Below are 25,371 nucleotides of genomic sequence, written 5' to 3' on the forward strand. Positions count from 1 at the left end.
CTGGCTTACGCCTTTTTATTTTTGGAAGTAATAGAACCCTTATGTTTTCACCAGGAAACTAAACTTATGTAACACGCCACGCGGCGAAATTGAACGCATCTCCAGTTAATTTCTAAAAGATTAAAAAATAGCTTATTAAGATAAAAAATCCTTTTTTTGCTGTCTGTTGATTAAATTTGATAAATAACTCATGTTTTACTGGCGTACCTGGTAATTATGTACGCTCCCTGGTTAAAAAACAGATAAGGACAATTATGATGAAAATGAACTGCACGAAAAAAAATGAGTTCGGAACGGTCCTTGCCGTCGATATTCTCAGAATGTCACAGCAGGCGCCCTTATCTTTCGCGAACGGCGGCGGCCATTGCGGAGGCTCAGGAGGCGCATGCGGCGGCTGCGGTAATGGTTGTAGCGGCGGCAACGGCGGTAGCGGCGGCAGCGGACCGGTAAAAATATAAATAAGATAATGGGGGCGGCGGCCGCCCCCTGATAAATAAAGGAGTGAATATGCTTATCGTCATGCCATATGAACTGGCAAAACAGGATGAAAAGACGCTGGTTATTTCATACCTATCTTCTGTTGATATCGAACATGAGGGTATGAAACAACTCCTTGAAAAATTAAGCTTAAAACCGGGTTGGTTTCAGGAGGAAGAACTTAACGATCTGTTTGAAAAGTATCATATTCGTGCCGATACCGGCCTGTCGTTTCTGCTTGATAACGGGTTGATAAAGAAAAAACCGTCCAGCCAGCAGGAGTTATGGACGCAGGTTCAGATTATTTCAGATAACTTAAGCCTGTTCAGCGAAGAGGCTGACAGCTGGCGCTGTGAGGGCATCGATATCTGCGGCGTCTCGCCCGTCAGCGATATCCCACCGGCGCTGCCGGATAACACGCTGGTGTGGATACATCTTGAAAATTATCGCCGGCCGTTAATTAATAATGTGTACGCCGCGCTGAAGCAACAACGCAATATTGCATTTATACAAAGCTACTATCAGAAAGAGATATTCAGGATAGACGGCGTCTATTCTCCTGAACTGGGTACGCCCTGCCATAACTGTCATCTTGAAAGATGGCTGAACCGGGAAATAAAAAGCTTTGGTCAAAATGAACAATCGTGGGGAAAGCTGCTTAACCTGCTGGATGAGAGAAAAATAGCGCTTCCCGCTGTCGCCGTCAGGAAAACCGAAAGAGAGTTTTCACGTCACCTGATTAAAAGAAGATTGCAGGAGCTGGCAGGAAATAGCCTTGTGAACCTGCATGTCGATACCTTTATGTCTTCAGTCAGCGCCGACCTGGTAACCTGCAGGCTTAATCGTGAACCGGTAATCCACTGGTACGCCTGCGACTGCATCGGGGGTTAATTATGCAAGAGTACGAAACGGCACTAATGGAAATTACCCACTATAGCGACCAGGATGTTCTGGATCGGGTAAAGCGTTTTCATACGCTAAGCCACTTTACCTCACTGGTGGAAACGGCCGGAAGAACCTATGTTTCGGCCGTGCCGGCGGAAAAGCTGCTGCAATTTGAAAATAAGGAGATCCATTTCAGGCCAGGCTTTTCTCCTGACCACCACATCGAAAGCGAGGTAAGCGTATTTCCGGCAAGGAAACCTTCCGGCCTCTATTTTTCTGACGGCGACATTGTCGCATTCCAGCAGGTCGCCACGCTGCTGCATAACGCATTCAGCCCGGCGGAAAGCGCTGCTGTACGTCGCCCCTATCCTTCAGCCGGAGCGCAATATCCGCTGGAAATTTTTCTGTGCCGCCTTTCCGATAGTTTTACCGGCTGGCCAGCAGGCGCAAACGTTTATCATTATCTGCCTGTCAGCCGCGCGCTGGAGTCGGCGGGAGAGGCCGATATCGGCTCCTTATATAAAGCGTTAAGCGGCGGCGATCCCGCCAGGCTGGGAAACCCGCACTTTGCGCTGGTCTATTTTATGGTGTTTGAAAAAGCGCTGTTTAAATACCGTTACCGTGGATATCGGATGGCGTTAATGGAAGCTGGCGCCATGTACCAGAGCGCATGTATGGTTTCTGATCGACTTGGTCTGGAAAATCGTGTCTGGTCCGCTTTTACCGATAGTTACGTAAGTAAAATGCTGAATGTGGACATACGTACCGCCACGCCCCTGATTATTCAATTTTTTGGAAAAGCCCATGATTAATTTATATAGCAATATAATGTCATCGTGGCCGGCATCTATTGTGATGTCGCCAAAACTTTCCCGTCTGACCCCATCTATCGCCCAGATATGGGATTATGAAAGAATATCGCCTGCCAGCGCCGTCGGCAGCTCATTAAAATCGTTGCAGGGCGCCATAGGCGAATATCTGGAGCGGAAACATTTTTTCAATGAAATTGTTCCCGCTTCACAGAAAAAAATTGTGGATATGATGCCGGAAAGCTGGGCGCAGGCTTTTATTAAGGTGCTGAAACAGACATCCGCAGAAGACGAAGATGCAATAAAGCGGCATAACTTTAACGCCAGCCATGTTGTCAATATGTTCACGCTGGAGAAAGCGGAGATACCAACCATATTTATAACGCTTGAAAATGTCTCGGTCAGGGAAGATTGCCGGTTTTACCCATTCCGCGATACCTGTGGATGCAGCTGCCATGTGGATTTTCATCAGGCGGTTAACGGATCGCTTGGCGAACTGTTGGAACGTCAGGCGTTGCTGATTTACTGGCTGACCGGCGTGGCCAAAGAAGAGGTCCGGCTGACTACGTCGACGGCTAATGAGTATATCGGCGAGTTAATCCGTAATCTGCGCACGGAAGGCAGCCTGACGGTATTAGATATAACGCTTCCCGGCGCGCCGGGCTACGTTATTCTCAGCCTCTATGGAACGCATAAAAAGGGGAACAGCATTCAGTACGGCGCCGGCCTGTCATATTCAATGAATAAGGAAAAAGCCGTGGAAAAATCGCTGATCGAGCTATGGCAGTCCTATATTTGCATGCATAACTTTATCATTGGCGACTATGAGGAGGAAGAGTTAATCGATCGTTATCAAATCCATTTTATGAAGTGTAATAAGTATGAAACCTACCGCGCTCTTTTAGATAGCACCACTTTCCACCAGCACAAGGTATCGACAACGCCCCGCTACAAAACGGTTGTGGACTATTTCAGGCATTTGACGCCCCATCTTTTCCTTTATTGCGCACGGGAAAAGACGCCGACAGGTATGCTATGGTATACCAAAGCGCTTAGCCCGGATCTGTTCATGCATATGGATAACTCCTCTCCCGTCAATCTCAACAACAGCCTGTATACGCAGGGAACAGGCTTAGCTGGCAGAGAACGCGTGATGGTGCCTTTTCCATAAGGAAAGCGAAATGAAAATCGCCAAAATGACAGGCATATTTTTAAAAGAACAGCTCAGAACGCCCCTCGGCGTTATCTGGAGCGTGATTTCACCTGCGGTGCTTTTTTTCTTTATGCACTTCGACGATATCGACAGAAAATCGGGTGATAAGCAGTGGCTGCTGCAACAGGTCGGATGGTTTATAGGTTACATTTCGTTGTCTGTCATTCTTTTCAGCTATTGTCTTTATCTTATCGGGCGTCGGGAAAGCGGCTTTGTCGCCACCTTTATTTACAACCGGGCCAGCAAATTTATTTTTATCCTCTCTCAGATGCTGGCATCGCTGGTTATGCTGTTTATCTACCTGACCTTTTTTATGGCTATTGTATTTATCGGCTTTCAGGTCACGCCTGGCGAAGAGTTTCTGCGCCTGCTTCTGTCAGGCATGGTGTTATCCATCCTGATTATGCCGGCTTTTACCTGGCTTGCGGGTCTTCCCGTCACCTTTCCAACGGCCAACATTATCTTTTCGGTATTGCTTATGATGTTTATGCTTTTCGGCATGATAGCGCTGAAGAAAGAGATGGCGGTAATCTCATTGACTAATAGCGTCAATCCGCTGTTAATTTACTCCGCCTGGCTTTCAGAAGGTAAATCACCATTATTTTCAACCGGCGCCCTGTTATTTTACTGTTTGATGCTGCTGAGCAGCCTGCTGACCGTTTACCGATTCAGGACGGAGCCGGTATGGAGCACCCAATGAGTAGCCTGATAGTTGCTGAAAATCTATCCTTTGCCTACAGCAATAACCGGCCTGTTCTAAACCATTTAAATTTTAATATAGAGAGCGGACAGCTGCTGGGGCTGCTGGGGGAAAACGGCGCAGGTAAAACCACGCTGTTTAATATTATCAAGGGCGTGCGTAATGATTACCTTGGTAATCTACGCCGAGGATTTTCTCCTGCTGAACTTATCTCGCTTCCACAGGTAATTAACTTATCAGGCACGCTTAAAAATTATGAAGTTTTCGAACTGATTTGCTGCTTTAATAATATTAGCGCGCGCCAGGCAAATAAAAGCCTCAGAGCGCGCTGGAGCGATGAGTTTTTTAGTCGCTACGAAAAAATCAGATCGAGGCGAACCTATGCCATAAGCTACGGTGAAAAAAGATGGTTGCTTATCTCATTAATGCTTGGCCTTTGCGATCGCGCCCGGTTGATCATACTTGATGAACCAACGGTCGGCATAGATATACAGTACAGGATGCTGATCTGGCAGCTTATAGACAGAGTGGTCGCCGAGGGCCGTACCGTGTTCTTTTCCACCCACATCTTTGACGAACTCACCCGCAGGGAGATTCCGTTCCTGATGCTGTCGCGAAACGGGATAACACGGCACGCGGATATCAATGCGTTTATGGCGCATGGCAACGCCCGTACCCCTGATGAGGCATTTCTTAACGAAGTTATGACCGGGAGAGACCATGGCTTATCACAACGGTAAGGTATATGCCGGCGCGCGCTTAAGGGATGCATCCAGCGCAGAGCGAATTTTTGCTGACTGTGATTTCACCGGCTGCGTCTTTGAAAATATCCGCTTGCGGCAGTATGAATTTGAGGACTGCAGGTTTACAGGCTGCGTCATCAGCCAGGTGTTTCAGTCGCTGACAAGAATGAACGATGTCACTTTCCGTAATTGCCTGCTGCAGGGAATTTCCTTTAACGCGCTGACCTTCCCCCATTCCGTATCATTTTACGATTGCCGGCTCAGATACGTTGATTTCATCAGGCTTGATTTACAGAAGGCCGAGTTTATCAACAACGCCTTCAAAGAGTGCGCTTTCGAAGAGTGCAACCTCAAAAATAGCCTCTTCCAGGATTCCACCTTTTCTGACTGCGAATTTCGGCAGACCAACCTTACCCGCTGCGACTTCAGCGATACCGAGGGGCTCGATCTCAATCCGCTGATCAATACCTTAACCGATATCAAACTGCCCCAGACCGCGGGCAACCGCATCCTTAAGAGAATGAAAATTTTTATTTCCAACTCCTGACGGGTAGCCTGCAATGCGCCTGCCCCGTTGCGGTTTACGCTGCCGGGGCTACGGCGTTACGCCGCCGCAAAAGCCGGGCGGCGAATCCTGCGGGCATTACGGCCATCTTTTGCATTCAGAGCCAGCCGCCGCTCAGCGCGCGCTTTCCTGCAACGCCAGCCGTTCAGGGAGCGGTAGCCGCTTCCAGCCTCAGCAGCCATGTCATCGCCTGCTCGCGCGTTGAGGCGCACATTTCGGCGGAAGGCTGCAGGCTGGCGCATACCTTAGGGCGCAACGGCGAGCCGAAAAGCTTACAGCGCAGATGCTCATCCAGCTGCACGCAGGACGTATTGGCCGGCTTGCCGTGCGGCATACCGGGAATCGGCGATGAAACAGACGGCGCCGTACAACAGGCGCCGCAGGCGGTGCGACATTCCATACCTTTCCCCTTATGAAAACTGCGCGACAATAGCAGCCCGTATCCTTAAATGCTATGCGCATCGCTAAAAATTAGCGCAGGATCTTGCCTGATCCCTCTCCCAGGCGTACTTTGTCGCGATTCTTTATTATTACGAGAAACAGAGAGAGCCAACATGCCAAAAGCTAACGAAATTAAACGCGGAATGGCCGTCACCTGGAACGGTAAGCTGCTGCTGGTAAAAGATATTGATATTCAAAGCCCCAGCGCGCGCGGCGCCGCCACGCTGTATAAGATGCGTTTCACCGATATCCGCACCGGCATGAAAGTAGAAGAACGTTTTAAAGGCGACGATATGCTGGATGCGATTTCACTCAGCCGTCGTTCGGTCACCTTCTCCTACGTGGACGGCGATGAATATGTTTTTATGGATGATGAAGACTATACGCCCTACAGCTTTAAGAAAGATCAAATAGAAGAAGAACTGCTGTTTATTCCTGAAGGCGGCATGCCGGGCATGCAGGTGCTGACGATGGATGGTCAGGTGCTGGCGCTGGAGCTGCCGCAAACCGTGGATATGGAAATTGTCGATACCGCGCCCGGCATCAAAGGCGCGTCCGCCAGCGCCCGTACCAAACCAGCGGCAATGAGCACCGGCCTGTCGATACAGGTGCCGGAATACCTCAGCAACGGCGACAAAATCCGCATTCATATCGCCGAACGCCGCTATATGGGCCGTGCTGAGTAAGCAACAAATCGACCCGGCAGTGAGTTAACTGTCGGGGCATCCAGAACAGCAATCGGAAATTAGCGGTAGCTGATGACCAATACGGCTTTGCTTTGCTGCTTATCGAGCCAGTTCAGATCGGCCTTATCAAGCGGCTCCAGCTGCTGTTGCTGTGCGAAATCAACTACCGGCATAGACAGCGTTTCCAGCCGCCCGCCACGAAAACAGATGCTGCGCAGCGTTTGCAATTCCAGCGACAGGTCGCATATGCCGCCCCCGCCGATCACGCCGGAAATAAACACCGTACCGCTGGAAGATGCGCTGGCCAAAGAAGAAAAAAGTAGTAGAAAAGGTAAAACAATATATTTCATGTGTCGCTCCGTGACGCCTGTTAATGGTTTTTCCATACTCTTAAATAACGGCATATATTTTAATTTCATAAATAAAAAAATGACAAGTCGTAAAAATACGGAGAAAAAGATGATTCTGGTCAACCTTATTACCGGCTTTCTCGGCAGCGGTAAGACCACCACGCTGCTGCATCTGCTGGCGCATAAGCCGGCGCACGAAAACTGGGCGATACTGGTCAACGAATTTGGCGAAATCGGCATTGATGGCGCGCTGCTGGCCGAAAGCGGCGCGCTGCTGAAAGAGATTCCCGGCGGCTGCATGTGCTGCGTTAACGGTCTGCCGATGCAGGTTGGCCTGAACATGCTGCTACGTCAGCATCAGTTTGATCGCCTGCTGATTGAACCTACCGGCTTAGGCCACCCCAAACAGATTCTGGCGATGCTGAGCGCCGAAGCCTATCAGCCCTGGCTGACGCTGCAGGCGTCGCTGGCGCTGCTCGATCCGCGTCAGCTAAGCGACGCGCGCATCCGTGAAAATGAAAACTTTCGCGATCAGCTGGCGGCGGCGGATATTATTATCGCTAACAAGCAGGATCGCTGGCAGGAAGAAGATCGTCAGGCGCTGGCGCAGTGGCAAACCGAACATCAGGGCGCCCGTCAGCTAATTTGTACCGAATATGGCCGCATCGATCCTGCGCTGCTGGATCAGCCCCGACGCAACCTGCGTACGCTGCCGCAGGGAGAGGCTCATCATCAGCATCAGCGCGGTTCCGGCCTCGCTGCGTTACGCCTCGATCGCCACGCGCCCTGGCGGCGCGCCTTTAATCAGGGACAGGGTTATTATGCCTGCGGCTGGGCATTCAACAGCGATACCCTGTTTGATACCGTCGGCATCCTGGAGTGGGCGCGGCTGGCGCCGGTTGAACGTGTTAAAGGGGTGATGCGTATTGCTGAAGGCGCCGTCAGCATTAACCGCCAGGGCGCTGATTTCCATATTGAAACGCGTCAGACGCCGCCGCCGGACAGTCGTATTGAAATTATTCACCACAGCGACGCTGACTGGAACCAGCTGCAAAGCGAACTGTTGAAACTCCGTTTAAACAGTTAACGTTACTTTACAACGTTATTTTCGACTATTGACTTGAGACCCTATGAACGCAAAACGGTTAGCGGTTATTCTGCTGCTGAATCTGGTCGGGGCAGCGCTATTTTTATCCTGGTATTTGCCGGGAAATCACGGCCCCTGGTTCGGCATCGATAAATCGATCTTTTTCTGGTTCAACCAGCATATGGCCACCAGCCACGCTTTCGCTTTCGCTCTGGCGATTGCTAACTTTCGCGGTTTTGATGCGGTTTCTCTGCTGGCGATGGGGCTGCTTTACTGGTCTTTCTGGCGCCGGGAATCGCCTGAAGGCCGGCGTCGGATGCTGGCTATCGGCATCTGTATGCTGCTGACGGCGGTGATCCTGAATCAGCTGGGCCACCTGCTGCCGGTACAGCACTCCAGCCCGACGCTGTTTTTCGACAACGTCTGGCGCGTAAGCGAGCTGACCGGCATTCCGGCAAAGGACGCATCGAAAGACAGCTTCCCTGGCGATCACGGCATGATGCTGATTATTTTTGCCTGCTTTATGCTGCGCTATTTTGGCATCAGGGCGTTTCTGGTAGCGCTGCTGATTGCGGTGCTGTTTTCCCTGCCGCGCATTATGGCCGGCGCCCACTGGTTTACCGACGTGGCGGTAGGTTCGCTGTCGGTGGTGCTGGTCGGGATGAGCTGGTGGCTGATAACGCCGGCCAGCGACCTGCTGGTTAACTGGCTTTACCGCACGCTGCCCGGTAAATATAAGCCGGGCAAAACCCGCTAAAACCGGCCCGTCGGAATAATTACCGGCGGGCTTTTTTTAGCGCTTTACCATTAGTGTGCTAATGAACAATTAACAGAATTAATCAACAATCTTAAGCGCATATTATATCTGGCAGCTTTTTGTCCAGTGGCTTTTGTCTCAATCCCTCGCTATCCGCCAAATTAAGCCCGAAAAGCCACGCTAATCCCGCCATTATCTCTTCATAATTGTCGATAAATTAACCAAATGATTACATATTGATTTCGCAACAAAAAAACCTGAAAAAAAGTGCGTAAAACCGCTCGCCATGCGGCTTGCAATCGTGTAACTTCAGCCAAAGCCTGAGATAAGCGAAGGTAAAAATGCAACTTCTGAGGAAAAAAATGTGCGGGTTTACACATTTTAAAGATTCAGAAATTGTCTTATGTCGTCGCTGTAATTATTCTCATGCCGTTTTGCTCATTAATCAGCGGCCTCAGGTCGTAAGGACTTCAAGGGATAATAAACATAATGGTCAAGTCTCAACCTTTTCTGAGATATGTCTTGCGGGCAATCCCCGCTGTCGCGCTGGCGACATTACTCTCGGCATGTAGTGGTCATCACGGACAGAACGAACAAACTGAGACCCATGCAGTTAATAACCACAACGGTTTTTTACTGCAAGCGTCTCAGGATGAATTTGAACAAATGGTGCAGAATGTCGATATTAAATCGCGCATTCTGGAACAATACGCCGACTGGAAAGGCGTGCGCTATCGTTTTGGCGGCACCACCAAGCGCGGCGTCGACTGTTCCGCTTTTGTTCAGCTAACCTTCCGTGAGCAGTTTGGTCTGGATCTGCCCCGCTCTACCTGGGAACAGCAGGATACCGGCCATCAGGTGGCGCGCGGTAAGCTGCGCCCCGGCGATCTGGTGCTGTTTCGCTCCGGCTCTACCGGGCGACACGTAGGTATTTATCTGGGCAATGATAATTTCGTGCATGCCTCAACCAGCAGCGGCGTAATGATTTCCAGTCTTAATGACGCCTACTGGAAAAACCGCTATCGGGAAGCACGACGCGTACTGAGCAGAACGCAAAGTTAATCACTCCCTGAAGCCCTTATTTTATTTAATGAGCACAGAGAAACGCTGCCCCGGCAGCGTTTTTTTTCGCATGAAGCTTTATATCCGGATAAATATGCTGCCACAGCCGTTAAGCGGAATAACGAGACTTTATATCCCGACTCGTTATATCCTCCGGCGTTATTAACGGCGGCGGTTACGCAGCCTTTTACAATAAAAGCTGGCCTGAAGCGAGAGACGATGTTCCATGCCGTTAACCAAAGTTATCAAGCGCCATGCCGCTTATCCACGCCGGATAGCCGGATTTAGCGCCGCAGCCGGCCTTGTTTTTTTTCTGCTTTTTAGCGCCGTTACGCTGTTTATTATCCAGCAGAAACGCGCAGAGCAGCACGATCGGCTGGCTGACGCCAGTAAACGCTATCTGCAGAAAACCTTCGGCACGCTTGAAAAAAAGCTGCTGCCGCTGCTGCCCTATAACAATGACAGCTGCGAGGGCATCAGTAACGATCTTGGCGCCCGCGCCGCCTTCACCAACGGCATTCGCACTATCCTGCTGGTGCGCCGCGGCGATATCTGGTGCTCATCCGCCACCGGCGCGCTTCGAATACCGGTTAGCAATATCTCCCCATCGCTGGCCTATTCGCGCAGCCGCGATATCCGTCTGGTCGCCGGTACGCCAATGGTGCCTGACCGCCCAACCTTTCTGCTGTGGCTGTCGCGGCCCGACGTGCCGGACGAAGGCATCGTTACCACGCTGGATCTGAATATTGCGCCCTTGCTGCTGCTGGCGGCCCGCCAGGAAGGCATCACCGGCCAGGCGCTGGCGGTGGGCGATACCGCGCTGCGGCTGTGGAATAATCAGCTGCTGGCGCGCTCGCAGCTGCCCGCCGAATCGCTGCGTCAGTTCAGCCTGCCCGCTTATGGTCTGACTTTTTATCTCTACGGCGAAGAGCTGCCGACGCGCGACATCGTCTTAACGCTGCTGGCAGGGCTGCTGCTGGCGATGCTGGCGGCGTCAGGCTGCTGGCTGTTTTTCCTGCTGCGCTATCGTCCCGGTAAAGAAATTTCGCAGGCGATTAAGCGCAACGAGTTTTATGTGGTTTATCAGCCGCTGATTGAGGCGCGCACGGGACGCGTTTGCGGAGTGGAAGCGCTGCTGCGCTGGACGCATCCGGTTACCGGCCCGATCCCGCCCGATGCCTTTATCAGCTACGCCGAAAGCCAGAATATGATTGTCCCCCTGACGCGCCACCTGTTTGCGCTGGTGGCGCGCGATGCCTGGCTGCTGCGCCGCTATCTGCCGCCTGGCGCCACAATGGGAATCAATATCGCGCCGGCACACCTCACCGATAACGGTTTCCGTCAGGACGTGACGGAGTGGCTCGCCGCCATGCCGCAGGATCATTTCGCCTGCGTGTTTGAAATCACCGAAAGGACCATGGTTTCCGAACAGAATGCGGCCGAGATCTTCGACTGGCTGCACGCGCGTCAGATAACCATCGCCATCGATGATTTCGGTACCGGCCACAGCAACCTGATCTACCTGGAGAAGTTCTGCTTCGATTACCTGAAAATCGATCGCGGCTTCGTGCAAAGCATCGGCAGGGAAACCATCACCTCGCCGGTACTGGATGCGGTACTGAACCTGGCGCGCAAGCTGCAGCTTAAAACCGTCGCCGAAGGCGTTGAAACCGGGGAGCAAGCGGCCTGGCTGCTGAAACGCGGCGTAACGCACTTTCAGGGCTATCTTTTCAGCCGCCCGTTACCGCCTAATGAACTGATTTGCTATTTGCAAACGCGCCAGGCCGCTTTATCCTGATGCCGCCGTCGTCCAAAGCGATGCAGCGTCGGCAACCAGAGCGCACCGGAGCGCCGCTTATTGATGCGGGAGTTTACTGACCTGATGTTACTTCGTCTGTTGATACTGACCTTTTTCGTCGGCGCGTCGCTGAGCGCGCAGGCGGATATTATCCGCGAGAGCTACGCCTTTTCCGAACTGGGCAAGCCAAAATATGAGGCCGGTTTTAATCACTACGATTATGCTAACCCGGCCGCGCCGAAAGGCGGCAAAATCACCCTGGCGGTGGTTGGCAACTACGATAACTTTAACCTTTACGCCTCACGCGGCAATCCCGGCAGCGGCACCGACAAGCTGTACGATACCCTGTTTACCACCTCCGATGATGAAATCGGCAGTTACTATCCGTTGATTGCGGAATACGCCCGCTACCCCGCCGATTTTAAATGGGCGGAGATCACGCTTAATCCCCAGGCGCGCTTCCACGACGGCACGCCGATTACCGCTCAGGACGTCGCTTTTACCTTTGAAAAATTTATGACCGAAGGCGTCCCCGCTTTTCGCGTGGTTTATAAGGGCGTAAAGGTAAAGGCGATCTCCCGGCTGACGGTGCGCATTGAGCTGCCGAAGGCGGATAAAAGCCAGATGCTGGGCCTGTTTAGCCTGCCGGTACTGGCGGAAAAGTTCTGGCATAACCGTAAGTTTAACGAACCGCTGGGCTATCCCCCGCTCTCCAGCGGGCCTTACCGCATCAGCGCCTATAAGATCGGCCAGTACATCACCTATTCGCGCGTGCAGGATTACTGGGCGGCTAACCTGCCGGTAAATAAAGGGCGCTTTAATTTCGACACCATTCGCTACGACTATTATCTGGATGATAATGTCGCTTTCGAAGCCTTTAAGGCGGGCGCCTTCGATTTTCGCGCCGAAGGCTCGGCGAAAAACTGGGCGACGCAGTATCGCGGCGACAGTTTTGAGCGACAGCAGATTGTTAAAGAAGCGCGCCCTAATCAGGTCACCACCGATGCCGTCTGGCTGGCCTTTAACAACGAGAAACCGCTGTTCAGCGACCGCCGCGTGCGCCAGGCGCTAACGCTGGCGTTTGATTTTGAATGGATGAACAAGGCGCTGTTTTATGGCTCCTATAAGCGCAGCAGCAGCTACTTCCAGAACACCGAATACGCCGCGCGCGATTACCCCGACGCCGCCGAGCTGGAAATTCTGGCGCCCTATAAAGGGAAAATCCCGGACGAGGCGTTTAGCGAACGCTTTCAGCCGCCGGTCAGCGACGGCAGCGGCTACGATCGCGGCAACCTGCTCAGGGCGCTGTCGCTGTTGCAGCAGGCGGGCTGGCAGCTGAAAAACCGCCAGCTGGTCGATGCCGCCGGCAAGCCGTTCCGTTTTGAGCTGCTGGTGCGCAGCGGCAGCGCGCTTAACTGGGTGCTGCCGTTCCAGCACAGCCTGAAGCGGCTCGGCATCACCATGGAAATTCGCCAGGTAGACAGCTCGCAATATTTGCGGCGCCTGCGCCAGGGCGATTATGATATGGTGCCGTCCAATTATTACGCCATGCCCTGGCCCAACGGTTCGCTGAGGCAGATATGGCAATCGCCGTTTATCGATTCAAGCTGGAACCAGGCGCGGGTAAAAAACCCGGTGCTGGACGCGCTGATCGATCGTATTATGGCGCATCAGGGCGATAAGGCGGCGCTGCTGCCGCTGGGACGCGCGCTGGATCGGGTGCTGCTGTGGAATTACTACCGCATTCCCATGTGGTACAGCGCCAACGATCGCTACGCCTGGTGGAACAAATTTTCCCATCCGGCGATCGCGCCCGCCTATGCCGTCGGGCTGGAAAACTGGTGGTACGATGTTAACAAAGCTGCGAAATTGCCGGCCCAGCGGCGTTAAGGAGTGGGTTTGGGCGCTTATCTTATTCGTCGTTTGCTGCTGATTATTCCCACGCTGTGGGCAATTATTACGCTGAATTTTTTTATTGTGCAGATCGCGCCGGGCGGCCCGGTAGAGCAGGCGCTCGCTAACATACAGTTCGGACAGAGCAGCGCATTGCCCGGCGGCAGCGACGCCGCCGTCGGCAACCGCGTCGCGCTGAACAGCTCGCCCGGCGATAATCAGTATCGCGGCTCGCGCGGGCTCGATCCGGAAGTGGTGGCGGAAATCACCAAACGCTACGGCTTTGATAAGCCGCTGCACGAGCGTTACTTTAACCTGCTGTGGAACTATATCCGCTTCGATTTCGGCGACAGCCTGTTTCGCAGCGCCTCGGTGGTGCAGTTGATTAAAGAGAGCCTGCCGGTTTCCGCCTCGCTCGGCCTGTGGAGCACGCTGATTATCTATCTGGTATCGATACCGCTGGGTATCAAAAAGGCGGTGCGCAACGGCAGCGCTTTTGATATCTGGAGCAGCGCCCTGATCATTATTGGCTACGCCATACCCGCGTTTCTGTTCGCCATTATGCTGATCGTCCTTTTTGCCGGCGGCAGCTATTTCGACTGGTTTCCGCTGCGCGGCCTTACCTCGCCGCAGTTCGACGCGCTGCCGTGGTATGCGCAAATCGGCGACTACTTCTGGCATATCGCCCTGCCGGTGCTGGCGACGGTGATTAGCGGCTTCGCCACCCTGACGATGCTGACGAAAAACGCCTTTCTTGATGAAATTCGCAAACAGTATGTGGTTACCGCGCGCGCCAAGGGGCTGGATGAGAACAAAGTTCTCTACCGTCACGTATTCCGCAACGCCATGCTGCTGGTGATTGCCGGCTTTCCTGCCGCCTTTATCAGCATGTTTTTTACCGGTTCGTTGCTAATTGAGGTAATGTTTTCCCTTAACGGCCTCGGCCTGCTTGGCTATGAGGCCACCATTCAGCGTGATTATCCGGTGATGTTCGGCACGCTGTATATCTTTACGCTGATCGGCCTGCTGCTCAATATCCTGAGCGATATGACCTATACGCTGGTCGATCCCCGCATCGATTTCGAGGGACGCTGATGAGCCGTTTAAATCCGGTTAACCAGGCGCGCTGGCAACGCTTCAGAGAGAACCGTCGCGGCTACTGGTCGCTGTGGCTGTTTATGCTGATTGCGCTTCTCTGCCTGGGCGCAGAACTGCTGGCGAACGAAAAGCCGCTGCTGGTGCACTATCAGGATCGCTGGTACGCCCCGCTGCTGTTTGACTACACCGAAAGCGATTTCGGCGGCCCTTTCGCCACCCTCGCGGACTATCAGGACCCGTGGCTAAAGCAGCGTCTGGCGCAGAATGGCTGGGCGCTGTGGGCGCCGATTCGCTTTAGCGACAGCACGATCAATTTCGCCACTGCGGTGCCGTTCCCTTCTCCGCCCTCGGCGCAAAACTGGCTCGGCACCGATGCCAACGGCGGCGACGTGCTGGCGCGCATCCTGTACGGCACGCGCATTTCCCTGCTGTTCGGCTTTATGCTGACGCTGATCGCCAGCGTGATTGGCGTGACGGTCGGCGCCGTGCAGGGTTATTTTGGCGGCAGGGTCGATCTGCTGGGTCAGCGGCTTATTGAAATCTGGTCGGGAATGCCGACGCTGTTTTTAATTATTATGCTCTCCAGCGTTATTCAGCCCGGTTTCTGGTGGCTGCTGGCGATTACCGTCGCCTTCGGCTGGATGAGCCTGGTAGGCGTGGTGCGCGCCGAATTCCTGCGCACGCGCAACTTTGACTATATTCGCGCGGCGATGGCGCTTGGCGTCAGCGACAGCCGCATTATGCTGCGGCATATGCTGCCTAACGCGATGGTGGCGACGCTGACCTGGCTGCCCTTTATCCTCTGCGGTTCGATCACTACGCTGACCTCGCTCGACTTCCTCGGCTTTGGCCTGCCGCTGGGTTCGCCTTCGCTGGGCGAGCTGCTGCTGCAGGGGAAAAATAACCTGCAGGCGCCGTGGCTCGGCCTGGCGGGCTTTTTCACCCTGGCGATACTGCTGTCGCTGCTGATTTTTATCGGCGAGGCGGTGCGCGACGCGTTCGATCCCGCGAAGGTATCATGATATGACCTCTCCCCTGCTTAGTATTAATCATCTCAGCATCGCTTTTCGCCGCGGCAGCGCCGAGCGTCTGGTAGTGGATGATATCTCCCTCGCCGTGGAGGCGGGCGAAACCCTGGCGCTGGTGGGCGAATCCGGCTCCGGCAAAAGTATCACCGCGCTGTCGGTAATGCGCCTGCTGCCCTCGCCGCCGGCGCTCTGGCCGCAGGGCGAAATTCTGTTCGCCGGCAAAGATATTTTGCGCGCCGATGAGCGCACGCTACAGCAGCTGCGCGGCAACCGCATGGCGATGATCTTCCAGGAGCCGATGGTCTCGCTGAACCCGCTGCATACGCTGGAGAAACAGCTGTATGAAGTGCTGTCGCTGCATCGCGGCATGCGGCGCGAGGCGGCGCGCGCGGAGATGCTGAGCTGTCTCGATCGGGTAGGCATTCGCAACGCCCGCGCCCGTCTGGCCGATTACCCGCACCAGCTCTCCGGCGGCGAGCGCCAGCGCGTGATGATCGCCATGGCGCTGCTGACCCAGCCGGAGCTGCTGATTGCCGATGAGCCAACCACGGCGCTGGATGTTACCGTACAGGCGCAGATCCTGACGCTGCTGAAAGAGCTGAAGCAGGAGCTGAACATGGGGCTGCTGTTTATCACTCACAACTTCAATATCGTGCGCCAGCTGGCGGACAGCGTCAGCGTTATGCAAAACGGTAAAATCGTGGAACATAACCGCTGCGATCGGCTGTTTGCCGCGCCGCAGCATCCCTATACGCGTCAGCTGATAGACGCGGAGCCGGCGGGCCGCCCGGAACCGATCGACGCCAGCCTGCCTCCCCTGCTGGAAGTTAAGAATCTGCAGGTTTCCTTCGCGGTGAAGCGTGGGCTGCTCCGGCGCGTGACCCATCAGCATCACGCGGTGAAAGGGTTAAGTTTCAGCCTGCGCCCCGGCGAAAGCCTGGGTCTGGTGGGCGAATCCGGCTCCGGCAAAAGCACTACCGGGCTGGCGCTGCTGCGGCTGATCGCCTCGCAGGGCGAGATTCGCTTTGCCGGGCAGCCGCTGCAAAACCTGAGCCGCCGTCAGATGCTGCCCTGGCGCCCGCGCCTGCAGGTCGTGTTTCAGGATCCCAACTCCTCGCTGAATCCGCGCCTGAGCGTGTTGCAAATCATAGAGGAAGGGCTGCGCGTGCATCGCCCCGCGCTGACGGCGCAGCAGCGGGAAGAACAGGTGATAGAAGCGATGCAGGAGGTGGGGCTCGATCCCGCCACGCGCCATCGCTATCCCGCCGAGTTTTCCGGCGGTCAGCGCCAGCGTATCGCCATTGCGCGCGCGCTGATCCTGCAGCCGCAGCTGGTTATTCTGGACGAGCCGACCTCGTCGCTCGATCGCTCCGTACAAAAACAGATCCTTGAGCTACTGAAAAAACTGCAGCGGGAGCATCGCATCGCCTGGATCTTTATCAGTCACGATCTGCAGGTAGTGCGTGCGCTTTGTCATCAGGTGATAGTGCTGCGTCAGGGCGAGGTCATTGAACAGGGCGAATGCGCGCAGCTTTTCGCCACCCCGCAGCAGGCGTATACCCGACAGCTGATGGCGCAAAGCCTGGGTTGATGCGCGCGTCGGGGCGATCAGACCGGCTGAGCAATAAAGGTTTCAGCGATGGCGACGCCCTGATTCTTCAGCCGCACCGTGGCGGCGCTCTCATCGCTACGCTGTACAAACAGGCAGGGTTCGCCCTGCCACTCCATTAACGTACACTCCACCTGAATTTCCGCCAGCAGCGCGCGCAGCTTCTGCATGATTTCCCAGGCATTTGCGCCGTCATGACTCAGCAAGCGCAGGCCGATCAGATCGTCCTCCGCCGCCAGCGTATTTAGCGTGTGCGCCTCAACCACGCCGCCAGCCAGGCCAGCGGCCCAGCGATAGCTTTGTGGTAAGCGGTGCACAACCGACATCGGTAAAGTGTTCAAATGCAATCCCCAGGGCATCTGATGCACAGCGGCCTGTCCGGCCCGTTTAACGTCGGGTAACAGCCGACCGGGCCGCGCAAAGCGCGCTGCGCGCGTTATCGTGATAAATTTTGAGAGTTATCTCTCATTTTGCTGCTATATGTACCGCGTTCAGCCAACAGGTACAACCATTTTTGCTTCATTTGCGCAACTTTCACGCGAGAATACTTTAACATATAAGCAACAAGTCACGATTTCGCCAGGGATATTTAGAGGTTAACCTGCGGCGGCGGGTTTACGCGCGCGGCTGGCATAGTAATAAAGCAGCAGCGAAAAGGTCGCGCAGAGCGCAATTGACCAGACCATCGGCCAGGCGCTGACGGAATCAGCCATCGACAGCAGCGCGCCGACAATCGCCCCTACGCCGAAGCGCAGCGTGCCCGCCAGCGAGGAGGCGGTGCCGGCAATATGCGGAAACTCATCGAGGATCACCGCCATCGCGTTAGAGGAAACCATTGCCACGCAGCCGATAAACAGCGCCACGCCAAACACCAGCGGCAGAAAGCCCAGATCCAGCGCGCTGACGATCAGCAGCCAGGCGCCCATCAAAAACTGAATCACCAGGCCAAAGCGAAACATCGCCAGCGGCCCGAAGCGACGCACGAAGCGGCTGTTCAATAGCGTCATAATAAACAGAAACACCACGTTAAGCGCAAAGTAGTAGCCAAAATGCTGCGGCGAAACGTGGTTGATCTCGATATAGACGAAGGGACCGGCGTTCAGAAAGGAAAACAGGCCGGCAAAAGAGAAGCCGCTGGCCAGCATATAGCTGAAGGCGCGCTTATGACGAAACAGCGAGAGAAAGTTGCGTAGCGTAGTGCGCAGGTGAAAGCGCTGACGCCGCTCTTTCGGCAGGGTCTCCCTGATCTGCGTCGCCACCATCAGCGTTACCGCCAGCGCCGCCAGCGACAGGCTCCAGAAGATTGCGTGCCAGCTCCATAACACCAGCAGCCAGCCGCCGATGATCGGCGCCAGCAGCGGCGCTACGGTCGTCACCAGCATCACGAAGGACATCATGCGCGAAAACTCCTCATTCGAGAAGGAATCACGCATTAGCGCATTGATCACCACACTGGCCGCCGCCGCCGACAGGCCGTGCAGAAAACGCATATTAATGAGCTGCTCAACGCTCTGCGACATGGCGCAGGCCGCCGCCGCCAGGGCGAAAATCAGCGTGCCGATGGTAATCACCGGCTTACGGCCAAAGCTGTCCGCCAGCGGACCGTAAAACAGCTGGCCCAGCGCAAAACCAAGAATATAGGCGCTGAGCGTCATCTGCACGCTGCCGGCGCTGACGCCGTACTCCCTGGCGATCTCCGGCATCGCCGGCAGATACATATCAATGGATAAGGGCATCAGCATCGCCAGCAGGCCCAGAATCACTACCAGTCCCGCCGCTGAATTTTTAACTTTTGTGACCACTTATTTTCCCTCTGCTGCGCAACAAGCTGAACCTTGCCGCATTAACGCGGCACGCCGACGCTGGCGATCTCTTCTGCGGTCAGCGGACGGTATTCACCCGGCTCCAGCGCCGCATCCAGCGCGATAGCGCCGATACGCTCGCGATGCAGCGCGACAACGTGATTGCCCACCGCGGCAAACATGCGCTTCACCTGATGGTAGCGCCCTTCGCTGATGGTCAGGCGCGCCTCGGTGTCGCTTAGCGCTTCCAGCACCGCTGGTTTGGTCGGCGCTTTTTCGCCGTGCAGCTGTACGCCCGCTGCGAAGATCTGCGCGGTATCCTCGCGCAGCGGCGATTCCAGCGTCACCAGATAGGTTTTTTCGCAATGGTGGCGCGGCGAGGTAATCCGGTGCGACCACTGTCCGTCGTCGGTCAGCAGCACCAGGCCCGTGGTATCAATATCGAGCCGTCCGGCGGCGTGCAGCTTCCAGGCGGTCGGCTCCTCAATAAACCAGAGGATGGTGGGATGATCGGGATCTTCGGTGGAACAGACATAGCCCTGCGGTTTATTCAGCATAAAGTAGCGCGGGCCGACCTGGAGCTGCAGCAGATTGCCGTCATATTCCACCTGGTGCTCCGGCTGCACTTTAAACGCGCCGTCGCGCACGATTTCGCCATCCACCGTGACGCGTTTCGCCCGCAATTCGCGCGCGGCAATAGCCCGGCTGACTTCCAGTTGTTGGGAAAGAAATTTATCGAGTCGCATTACTGATTTGATGCCTGTTGTCTGACCTGGAGAGATGCGCTCTGGCGCATGTGAAGCGCTCAGTATACCGGGAGTTGCCGGCAGCTGACAGAGTGAAATGCCGTCGCACCCGCTTTCATGGCATAATGGAAGCCGGTTTTCACAATACGTTATCGCCATGTCTTTTACTCTGCGTCCCTATCAACAGGAAGCGGTTGCCGCCACGCTCAACCACTTTCGTCGTTCGCAACAGCCTGCGGTTATCGTGCTGCCTACCGGCGCCGGTAAAAGCCTGGTGATCGCCGAGCTGGCGCGCCTAGCGCGCGGGCGCGTGCTGGTGCTGGCGCATGTCAAAGAGCTGGTGGAGCAGAACCACGGCAAATATTGCGCGCTGGGGCTGGAAGCGGATATTTTCGCCGCCGGACTGGCGCGCAAAGAGAGCCGCAGCAAGGTAGTGTTCGGCAGCGTACAGTCGGTAGCGCGTAATCTGGCGCTGTTCAACAGCGCCTTTTCGCTGCTGATCGTCGATGAATGTCACCGCATCGGCGATGATGAAAACAGCCAGTATCGACAAGTTCTGACGCATCTGCGTCAGCATAATCCTCAGCTGCGCCTGCTTGGCCTGACCGCCACGCCCTTTCGCCTGGGTAAAGGCTGGATCTACCGTTTTCACTATCATGGCATGGTGCGCGGCGACGAAGGCGCGCTGTTTCACGACTGTATCTACGAGCTGCCGCTGCGCTATATGATTAAGCACGGCTTTCTGGTTCCGCCGGAACGCCTCGATATGCCGGTGGTGCAGTATGATTTCAGTCGCCTGAGCGCGCAGCCCAACGGCCTGTTTTCCGAAGCCGATCTGAACCGCGAGCTGAAACAGCAGCGGCGTATTACCCCGCATATTATCAGCCAGATCGTCGAGTTCGCCGCCGATCGCAAAGGCGTGATGATCTTCGCCGCCACCGTCGAGCACGCCAAAGAGGTGCTGTCGCTGCTGCCGCAAGGCAAAGCGCTGGTCAGCGCTGAAACGCCCGGCCCGGAACGCGACGCGCTGATTTCCGCTTTTAAGCAGCAGCAGATTAAATATCTGGTTAACGTGGCGGTATTAACCACCGGCTTTGATGCGCCGCATGTCGATCTGATCGCTATCCTGCGCCCTACCGAATCGGTCAGCCTTTATCAGCAGATCGTCGGACGCGGCCTGCGCCTGTGCCCAGGGAAAACCGACTGTTTGATCCTCGACTACGCCGGTAACCCGCACGATCTCTTTACGCCGGAAATCGGCGCGCCGAAGGGCAAAAGCGACAACGTGCCGGTACAGGTTTTCTGTCCGGCCTGCGGCTTCGCCAACACCTTTTGGGGTAAAACTACCGCCGACGGCGCCCTTATCGAGCACTTCGGCCGCCGCTGTCAGGGCGTGCTGGAGGATGATGACGGCCAGCGCGAGCAGTGTGACTATCGCTTTCGTTTCAAAAGCTGCCCGCACTGCAATGCGGAAAATGATATCGCCGCCCGCCGCTGCCATGAGTGCGACGCGGTGCTGGTCGATCCGGACGACATGCTGAAAGCGGCGCTTAAACTTAAGGATGCGCTGGTGCTGCGCTGCGGCGGCATGACGTTACAGGCGGGGCGCGATGAAAAAGGCGAGTGGCTGAAGGCCACCTATTACGATGAGGATGGCACCAGCGTCAGCGAACGCTTTCGCCTGCAAACGCCGGCGCAGCGCACCGCTTTTGAACAGCTGTTTATGCGCCCGCACCAGCGCGCGCCCGGCGTGCCGCTCGGCTGGCAAAGCGCCAGCGATATCGTGGCGCTTCAGCCGCTGTTGCGCCATCCCGACTTCGTCGTGGCGCGCGCGCGCGGACAATTCTGGCAGGTGCGCGAAAAAGTATTCGATTATCAGGGGCGCTATCGCCGCGCCAATGAACTGCGCTAGCGCGCCGGCGGCGCGTTCCGTTTGCGCCCGCCGGTAAAGATGGCTATAATGCCGCGCGCTTTTGTCTGACAAAAGCTGAACAATCCAGGCTGCTGCTGGGTCGCCTGTAGCAGCGTCATTTATTTAAAGAGAGTTACCATGTTAACTATCAATGCAACTGAACGTAAAGAGCAGGGTAAGGGTGCGAGCCGCCGCCTGCGCGCAGCTAACAAATTCCCGGCTATCGTTTACGGTGGCAAGGAAGCAGCTGTTTCTATCGAACTGGATCACGACTCTGTGATGAACATGCAGGCTAAGCCTGGCTTCTACACTGAAGAACTGATTCTGAACATCGATGGCAAAGAAACCAAAGTGAAAGTACAGGCTGTACAGCGTCACCCGTTCAAGCCGAAACTGCATCACATCGACTTCGTTCGCGCTTAATCGCAACGACGATGAAAAAACGCCGCTATCGCGGCGTTTTTTTATGTCTGCGCGCGGGCGGTTTTCCCGCGCGCCTGCGCTTAGCCGCCGCTGGTGCGGCGCTGCAGCTGATCGCGCAGATTAGGCGGCGTTCCCTTAATCGTCAGGGTATCCGTAGTGGGATCCCAGAAAATACGCTCGCCGAGCAGCATGGCGTCAAAGTTAATCGTCAGCCCGCCGCCGCTACCGGCAAATTTAGTTAACTGGCGCAGCGTGCTGCGATCCGCCGGAAAGCTCTCCTCCAGCTCGTAGCCCTGTTCCTGGGTAAATTCGCGGAAATTTTTCTCGCCCAGCGGCGGCAGCTCTTTCGCCAAATCGTCAATAGCGATCTCTTCACCCGCCTGCAGCTGCTCGTTACAGTAGCTGTAGACCTGCTGACGATAGTTCTGACGCTCGGCCTTATCCAGGCTGGATTCGGCGCAATAATCATCCACCGCCTGCAGCAGACCGCGGTTTTGCGCTTTGGTATCCAGCCCAACGCTGGCGCCGAGGAAATCCATAAAGAAGTCGGCGACCTTACGCCCTACTCGTCCGCGTAAAAAGGTCAGATAGCGCGTCGATTCCGGACTGGTTTCCCATTCGGTTAAATCGATACGCGCGACAATATCGGCGTGGTTAATATCCAGATAGTGCACGCTGCTGATATCCAGCTGCTCATTGACGCGCATACTGCTCTGGCTGTTCAGCACCGCCACCAGCAGATACTCCACCGCCAGGTAACGATAGTGGCAAAACAGCACCACGCCGCCTTCGGCAAAGGGATATTTCGCCAGCTCATCGCGCAGGCGTCCGGTGGCGGCGCGGCTGAAGGCCAGAAAATCCTGCTGGCCGTCGCGACACTCACGCAGCGTTTGCGCCAGCTCGCTGTCGTCGTTGAACAGACCGAACGCCTTGCTTTTGGCGCTGTAGACCCGATGCAGCTCCGCAACCAGTTCCGACACGGCCTGGGTGGTCGGCAACAGGCTATCACGCAGAACCAGCTCCAGCGTCTGCTCGTCGCGTTTGATCAACTGATGCAGGGCAATCTGGTCGATATCCAGACTCATGTTAGACTCTCCTTTTAGCTTCAGGCGCGTATTCAAACACCGTGCGCCGTTGCAATCAACCAGCGGATGCGCGATTGCCGGGCTCTGCCGAAGTTTAACGTCGCGCTAACGATAAAATTGCAGAAAAAATGGCATGCTTACGGTAAGATACCGCCTTTTCAATACGTATTAGTTAAAGGTTATGCCACAATCATCCCGTTACAGTGACGAACGCGTGGAGCAGATCCTCGCGCAGCTGGTGCAGGTGCTGGAAGAAAACCATGCGCCGACCGATCTTTCCCTGATGGTGCTGGGAAATATGGTCACCAATTTAATCAATACCAGCGTGGCGCCGGCACAGCGTCGGGCGCTGGCCCGTTCCTTCGCTGATGCGCTTCAGGCCTCGGTACGCGAAGATAAAGCCCATTAATGTGATGATCTGACCGCAACTATGGTTACCAATCGGCAGCGCTACCGTGAAAAAGTCTCCCAGATGATCGGCTGGGGGCACTGGTTCGCGTTGTTTAACATTATTTTCGCCCTCTTGCTGGGCAGCCGTTACCTGTTGGTCGCCGACTGGCCCGGTTCGCTGGCGGGGCGTATTTATGCCTTTACCAGCTGGATCGGCCATTTCAGCTTTATCGTTTTTGCGGCTTATCTGTTACTGATCTTTCCCCTGACTTTTGTGGTGATGTCGCAGCGGCTGCTGCGCTTCCTCTCCGCCATTGTCGCCACCGCCGGGCTGACGCTGCTGCTGGTTGACAGCGCGGTGTTCTACCGCTTTCATCTTCACCTTAATCCGGTGGTGTGGGAGCTGGTGGTCAACCCGGATCAGAGCGAAATGGCACGCGACTGGCAGCTGATGTTTATCAGCGTGCCGGCGATTTTCCTCGTGCAGATGCTGTTTGCCACCTGGAGCTGGCAAAAACTGCGCAGCCTGAACCGGCGCAGCTTCGGCAAGCCGCTGGCCGCGCTGTTTATCTGCGCCTTCTTTACCAGCCATCTGCTCTATATCTGGGCGGACGCTAATTTTTATCGCCCGATTACCATGCAGCGCTCTAACCTGCCGCTCTCATATCCGATGACCGCACGACGCTTCCTTGAGAAGCACGGCCTGCTGGATGCGCAGGAGTATCAGCGACGCCTGGTGCAGCAGGGCGATCCGGAGGCGGTTTCCGTCGCCTATCCCTTAAGCGAGATTAAATTCCGCGACGGCGGCGCAGGTCATAACCTGCTGGTCATCACCGTTGACGGCCTCAACGAGGCGACGCTGGCGAAGGCGCTGCCCAACCTTGCCCGCTTCGGCGCGGAAAACGTGCGTTTCAGTCAGCACTTTACCGCCGGCAATAGCCCGGACCGCGGGCTGTTCGGCCTGTTTTACGGCATTTCGCCCAGCTATATGGATGGCGTGCTCGCCTCACGCATTCCCTCGGCCTTTATTAACGCGCTGAACCAGCAGGGCTACCAGTTCGGCCTGTTCGCCTCGGACAGCTTCCGCTCGCCGCTTTATCGCCAGGCGCTGCTGGCCGATTTCTCTCTGCCCGCCCCTGGCGATCAGCCCAACGACCAGACCACCGCCCAGTGGCAACGCTGGCTCGGTACGCTGCCGACAGGGCGCGCGCCGTGGTTTTCATGGATCTCTTATAGCGGCCTGCGCGACCTGCCAGAACATGGCCAAGAGCGTATGCAGCGCTACAGGCGCGGCGCTAAAGAGGTGGATGATGAAATCGCTCAGGTGTTGAGCACCCTGCGGGAAAAGGGTCTGATGGAGAAAACCGTGGTGGTTATTACCGCGCAACAGGCGGTGCCGCTGAATGGTAAAGTAAGCGATGGCAACCGCTCTCTGCTGCAGGTGCCGCTGCTGATTCACTGGCCCAATACGCCGGCGCAGACGATTACCCGGTTGACCGATCATCAGGATGTTATGACTACGCTGATGCAGCGCCTGCTGCACGTCAGCACGCCCGCCGCGGAATATTCCCAGGGCGAAGATCTGTTCGCCGCCCGGCGCCGCCATAACTGGGTTACCAGCGCCGATCGCGACCGGCTGATTATCACCACGCCGCAGATGACGCTGATTTTAAACGCCAACGGCAGCTCGCAGGCGTGGGATCGCGAAGGCCGACAGCTGCAAGATCATAAGCTTGAGCTGGCGCTGCTGCTGCAGGTGTTGACCGAAGAGAAACGTTTTATCGCTAACTGATACGCGCCCTGCGTCCGGGC

The 25,371-nt window shown here is 55.5% G+C and carries 26 protein-coding genes and 1 pseudogene; 21 read left to right on the plus strand and 6 right to left on the minus strand.

The window, feature by feature from the left end:
• The first annotated feature begins 254 nt into the window (after positions 1 to 254).
• The 8 genes and pseudogenes from FKM52_RS08480 (at position 255) to FKM52_RS08510 (ending at position 5,374) form a co-directional block, all read left to right on the plus strand.
• A complete protein-coding gene (locus tag FKM52_RS08480) occupies positions 255 to 458 on the plus strand; it encodes a hypothetical protein (protein WP_377090469.1) in 204 nt (67 codons plus the stop codon).
• 49 nt (positions 459 to 507) lie between these two features.
• The gene (locus FKM52_RS08485; RefSeq protein ID WP_141175768.1) at positions 508 to 1,368 is read left to right on the plus strand and encodes an McbB family protein; all 861 of its coding nucleotides are present in this window, start codon (positions 508 to 510) and stop codon (positions 1,366 to 1,368) included.
• 2 nt (positions 1,369 to 1,370) lie between these two features.
• The gene (locus FKM52_RS08490; RefSeq protein ID WP_141175769.1) at positions 1,371 to 2,174 is read left to right on the plus strand and encodes a SagB/ThcOx family dehydrogenase; all 804 of its coding nucleotides are present in this window, start codon (positions 1,371 to 1,373) and stop codon (positions 2,172 to 2,174) included.
• On the plus strand, positions 2,155 to 3,342 hold the full coding sequence (locus FKM52_RS08495) for a YcaO-like family protein (RefSeq protein ID WP_246085510.1): 1,188 nt from the start codon (positions 2,155 to 2,157) through the stop codon (positions 3,340 to 3,342). The genes FKM52_RS08490 and FKM52_RS08495 overlap by 20 nt, the downstream gene beginning before the upstream one ends.
• A 10-nt stretch (positions 3,343 to 3,352) precedes the next feature.
• The gene (locus FKM52_RS08500) at positions 3,353 to 4,084 is read left to right on the plus strand and encodes an ABC transporter permease (protein ID WP_141175770.1); all 732 of its coding nucleotides are present in this window, start codon (positions 3,353 to 3,355) and stop codon (positions 4,082 to 4,084) included.
• Entirely contained in the window at positions 4,081 to 4,824 is a 744-nt protein-coding gene (locus FKM52_RS08505; protein ID WP_141175771.1) for an ATP-binding cassette domain-containing protein, read from the plus strand. The genes FKM52_RS08500 and FKM52_RS08505 overlap by 4 nt, the downstream gene beginning before the upstream one ends.
• A pseudogene (locus FKM52_RS22205) lies at positions 4,805 to 4,948 on the plus strand (hypothetical protein); the annotation flags it as partial. The gene FKM52_RS08505 and the pseudogene FKM52_RS22205, both read left to right, overlap by 20 nt.
• A gap of 45 nt (positions 4,949 to 4,993) precedes the next feature.
• Entirely contained in the window at positions 4,994 to 5,374 is a 381-nt protein-coding gene (locus tag FKM52_RS08510) for a pentapeptide repeat-containing protein (RefSeq protein ID WP_425462649.1), read from the plus strand.
• 163 nt (positions 5,375 to 5,537) lie between these two features.
• On the opposite strand, the gene FKM52_RS08515 is transcribed toward FKM52_RS08510, so the two are convergent.
• Positions 5,538 to 5,792, minus strand: a complete 255-nt coding sequence (locus tag FKM52_RS08515; RefSeq protein WP_141175773.1) for a YkgJ family cysteine cluster protein — start codon at positions 5,790 to 5,792, stop codon at positions 5,538 to 5,540.
• A 154-nt stretch (positions 5,793 to 5,946) separates the two neighbouring features.
• On the opposite strand from FKM52_RS08515, the gene yeiP reads away from it, so the two are divergent.
• Positions 5,947 to 6,519 carry an elongation factor P-like protein YeiP gene (gene yeiP / locus FKM52_RS08520; RefSeq protein ID WP_141175774.1) on the plus strand — a complete coding sequence of 191 codons (573 nt, stop codon included), beginning with the start codon at positions 5,947 to 5,949 and terminating at the stop codon, positions 6,517 to 6,519.
• A gap of 59 nt (positions 6,520 to 6,578) precedes the next feature.
• Here yeiP and FKM52_RS08525 read toward each other — a convergent pair whose 3' ends face one another.
• Entirely contained in the window at positions 6,579 to 6,869 is a 291-nt protein-coding gene (locus tag FKM52_RS08525) for a hypothetical protein (RefSeq protein WP_141175775.1), read from the minus strand.
• A gap of 109 nt (positions 6,870 to 6,978) precedes the next feature.
• On the opposite strand from FKM52_RS08525, the gene FKM52_RS08530 reads away from it, so the two are divergent.
• From FKM52_RS08530 to yejF, 8 genes are all read left to right on the plus strand, one after another.
• Positions 6,979 to 7,956 (plus strand): CobW family GTP-binding protein, encoded by a 978-nt coding sequence (locus tag FKM52_RS08530; RefSeq protein WP_141175776.1) that lies wholly within the window; start codon positions 6,979 to 6,981, stop codon positions 7,954 to 7,956.
• Between the two features lie 43 nt (positions 7,957 to 7,999).
• Entirely contained in the window at positions 8,000 to 8,713 is a 714-nt protein-coding gene (locus FKM52_RS08535) for a phosphatase PAP2 family protein (protein WP_141175777.1), read from the plus strand.
• Between the two features lie 489 nt (positions 8,714 to 9,202).
• Positions 9,203 to 9,775: a bifunctional murein DD-endopeptidase/murein LD-carboxypeptidase gene (gene mepS / locus FKM52_RS08540; RefSeq protein ID WP_141175778.1), complete on the plus strand. Its 573-nt coding sequence runs from the start codon at positions 9,203 to 9,205 to the stop codon at positions 9,773 to 9,775.
• Positions 9,776 to 10,001: 226 nt separating this feature from the next.
• Positions 10,002 to 11,573, plus strand: coding sequence for a cyclic di-GMP phosphodiesterase (locus FKM52_RS08545; RefSeq protein WP_141175779.1), 1,572 nt, complete (start codon positions 10,002 to 10,004; stop codon positions 11,571 to 11,573).
• An 84-nt stretch (positions 11,574 to 11,657) separates the two neighbouring features.
• Positions 11,658 to 13,463, plus strand: a complete 1,806-nt coding sequence (locus FKM52_RS08550; RefSeq protein WP_141175780.1) for an extracellular solute-binding protein — start codon at positions 11,658 to 11,660, stop codon at positions 13,461 to 13,463.
• Between the two features lie 9 nt (positions 13,464 to 13,472).
• Positions 13,473 to 14,561: a microcin C ABC transporter permease YejB gene (locus FKM52_RS08555; RefSeq protein ID WP_141175781.1), complete on the plus strand. Its 1,089-nt coding sequence runs from the start codon at positions 13,473 to 13,475 to the stop codon at positions 14,559 to 14,561.
• Positions 14,561 to 15,586 (plus strand): ABC transporter permease, encoded by a 1,026-nt coding sequence (locus FKM52_RS08560; RefSeq protein WP_141175782.1) that lies wholly within the window; start codon positions 14,561 to 14,563, stop codon positions 15,584 to 15,586. Before FKM52_RS08555 ends, FKM52_RS08560 begins: the two co-directional genes overlap by 1 nt.
• A gap of 1 nt (position 15,587) precedes the next feature.
• Positions 15,588 to 17,183, plus strand: coding sequence for a microcin C ABC transporter ATP-binding protein YejF (gene yejF, locus FKM52_RS08565; protein WP_141175783.1), 1,596 nt, complete (start codon positions 15,588 to 15,590; stop codon positions 17,181 to 17,183).
• Positions 17,184 to 17,200: 17 nt separating this feature from the next.
• Here yejF and FKM52_RS08570 read toward each other — a convergent pair whose 3' ends face one another.
• From FKM52_RS08570 to rsuA, 3 genes are all read right to left on the minus strand, one after another.
• Positions 17,201 to 17,542 carry a YejG family protein gene (locus FKM52_RS08570; RefSeq protein ID WP_141175784.1) on the minus strand — a complete coding sequence of 114 codons (342 nt, stop codon included), beginning with the start codon at positions 17,540 to 17,542 and terminating at the stop codon, positions 17,201 to 17,203.
• Positions 17,543 to 17,797: 255 nt separating this feature from the next.
• Complete coding sequence (locus FKM52_RS08575; RefSeq protein WP_141175785.1) at positions 17,798 to 19,003, minus strand: Bcr/CflA family multidrug efflux MFS transporter; 1,206 nt, start codon at positions 19,001 to 19,003, stop codon at positions 17,798 to 17,800.
• 41 nt (positions 19,004 to 19,044) lie between these two features.
• Entirely contained in the window at positions 19,045 to 19,749 is a 705-nt protein-coding gene (rsuA, locus tag FKM52_RS08580) for a 16S rRNA pseudouridine(516) synthase RsuA (protein ID WP_141175786.1), read from the minus strand.
• Positions 19,750 to 19,906: 157 nt separating this feature from the next.
• Between rsuA and radD the strand changes: the two genes are divergently transcribed.
• Together radD and rplY are read left to right on the plus strand one after the other, a co-directional pair.
• The gene (gene radD / locus FKM52_RS08585; RefSeq protein ID WP_141175787.1) at positions 19,907 to 21,661 is read left to right on the plus strand and encodes a DNA repair helicase RadD; all 1,755 of its coding nucleotides are present in this window, start codon (positions 19,907 to 19,909) and stop codon (positions 21,659 to 21,661) included.
• A 138-nt stretch (positions 21,662 to 21,799) separates the two neighbouring features.
• Positions 21,800 to 22,084 (plus strand): 50S ribosomal protein L25, encoded by a 285-nt coding sequence (gene rplY, locus FKM52_RS08590; protein WP_141175788.1) that lies wholly within the window; start codon positions 21,800 to 21,802, stop codon positions 22,082 to 22,084.
• A gap of 80 nt (positions 22,085 to 22,164) precedes the next feature.
• Here the strand turns inward: rplY and yejK are convergent, their stop codons facing one another.
• Positions 22,165 to 23,169: a nucleoid-associated protein YejK gene (yejK, locus tag FKM52_RS08595; RefSeq protein ID WP_141175789.1), complete on the minus strand. Its 1,005-nt coding sequence runs from the start codon at positions 23,167 to 23,169 to the stop codon at positions 22,165 to 22,167.
• Between the two features lie 181 nt (positions 23,170 to 23,350).
• Here yejK and FKM52_RS08600 point away from each other — a divergent pair, with 181 nt between their 5' ends.
• Both FKM52_RS08600 and yejM read left to right on the plus strand, forming a co-directional pair.
• On the plus strand, positions 23,351 to 23,578 hold the full coding sequence (locus tag FKM52_RS08600) for a YejL family protein (protein ID WP_141175790.1): 228 nt from the start codon (positions 23,351 to 23,353) through the stop codon (positions 23,576 to 23,578).
• A 21-nt stretch (positions 23,579 to 23,599) separates the two neighbouring features.
• Positions 23,600 to 25,351: an LPS biosynthesis-modulating metalloenzyme YejM gene (gene yejM / locus FKM52_RS08605; RefSeq protein WP_141175791.1), complete on the plus strand. Its 1,752-nt coding sequence runs from the start codon at positions 23,600 to 23,602 to the stop codon at positions 25,349 to 25,351.
• The last annotated feature ends 20 nt before the right edge of the window (positions 25,352 to 25,371 follow it).

Origin of the sequence: Mixta tenebrionis, from assembly GCF_006517625.1 — a bacterium.
Taxonomy (GTDB): domain Bacteria; phylum Pseudomonadota; class Gammaproteobacteria; order Enterobacterales; family Enterobacteriaceae; genus Mixta; species Mixta tenebrionis.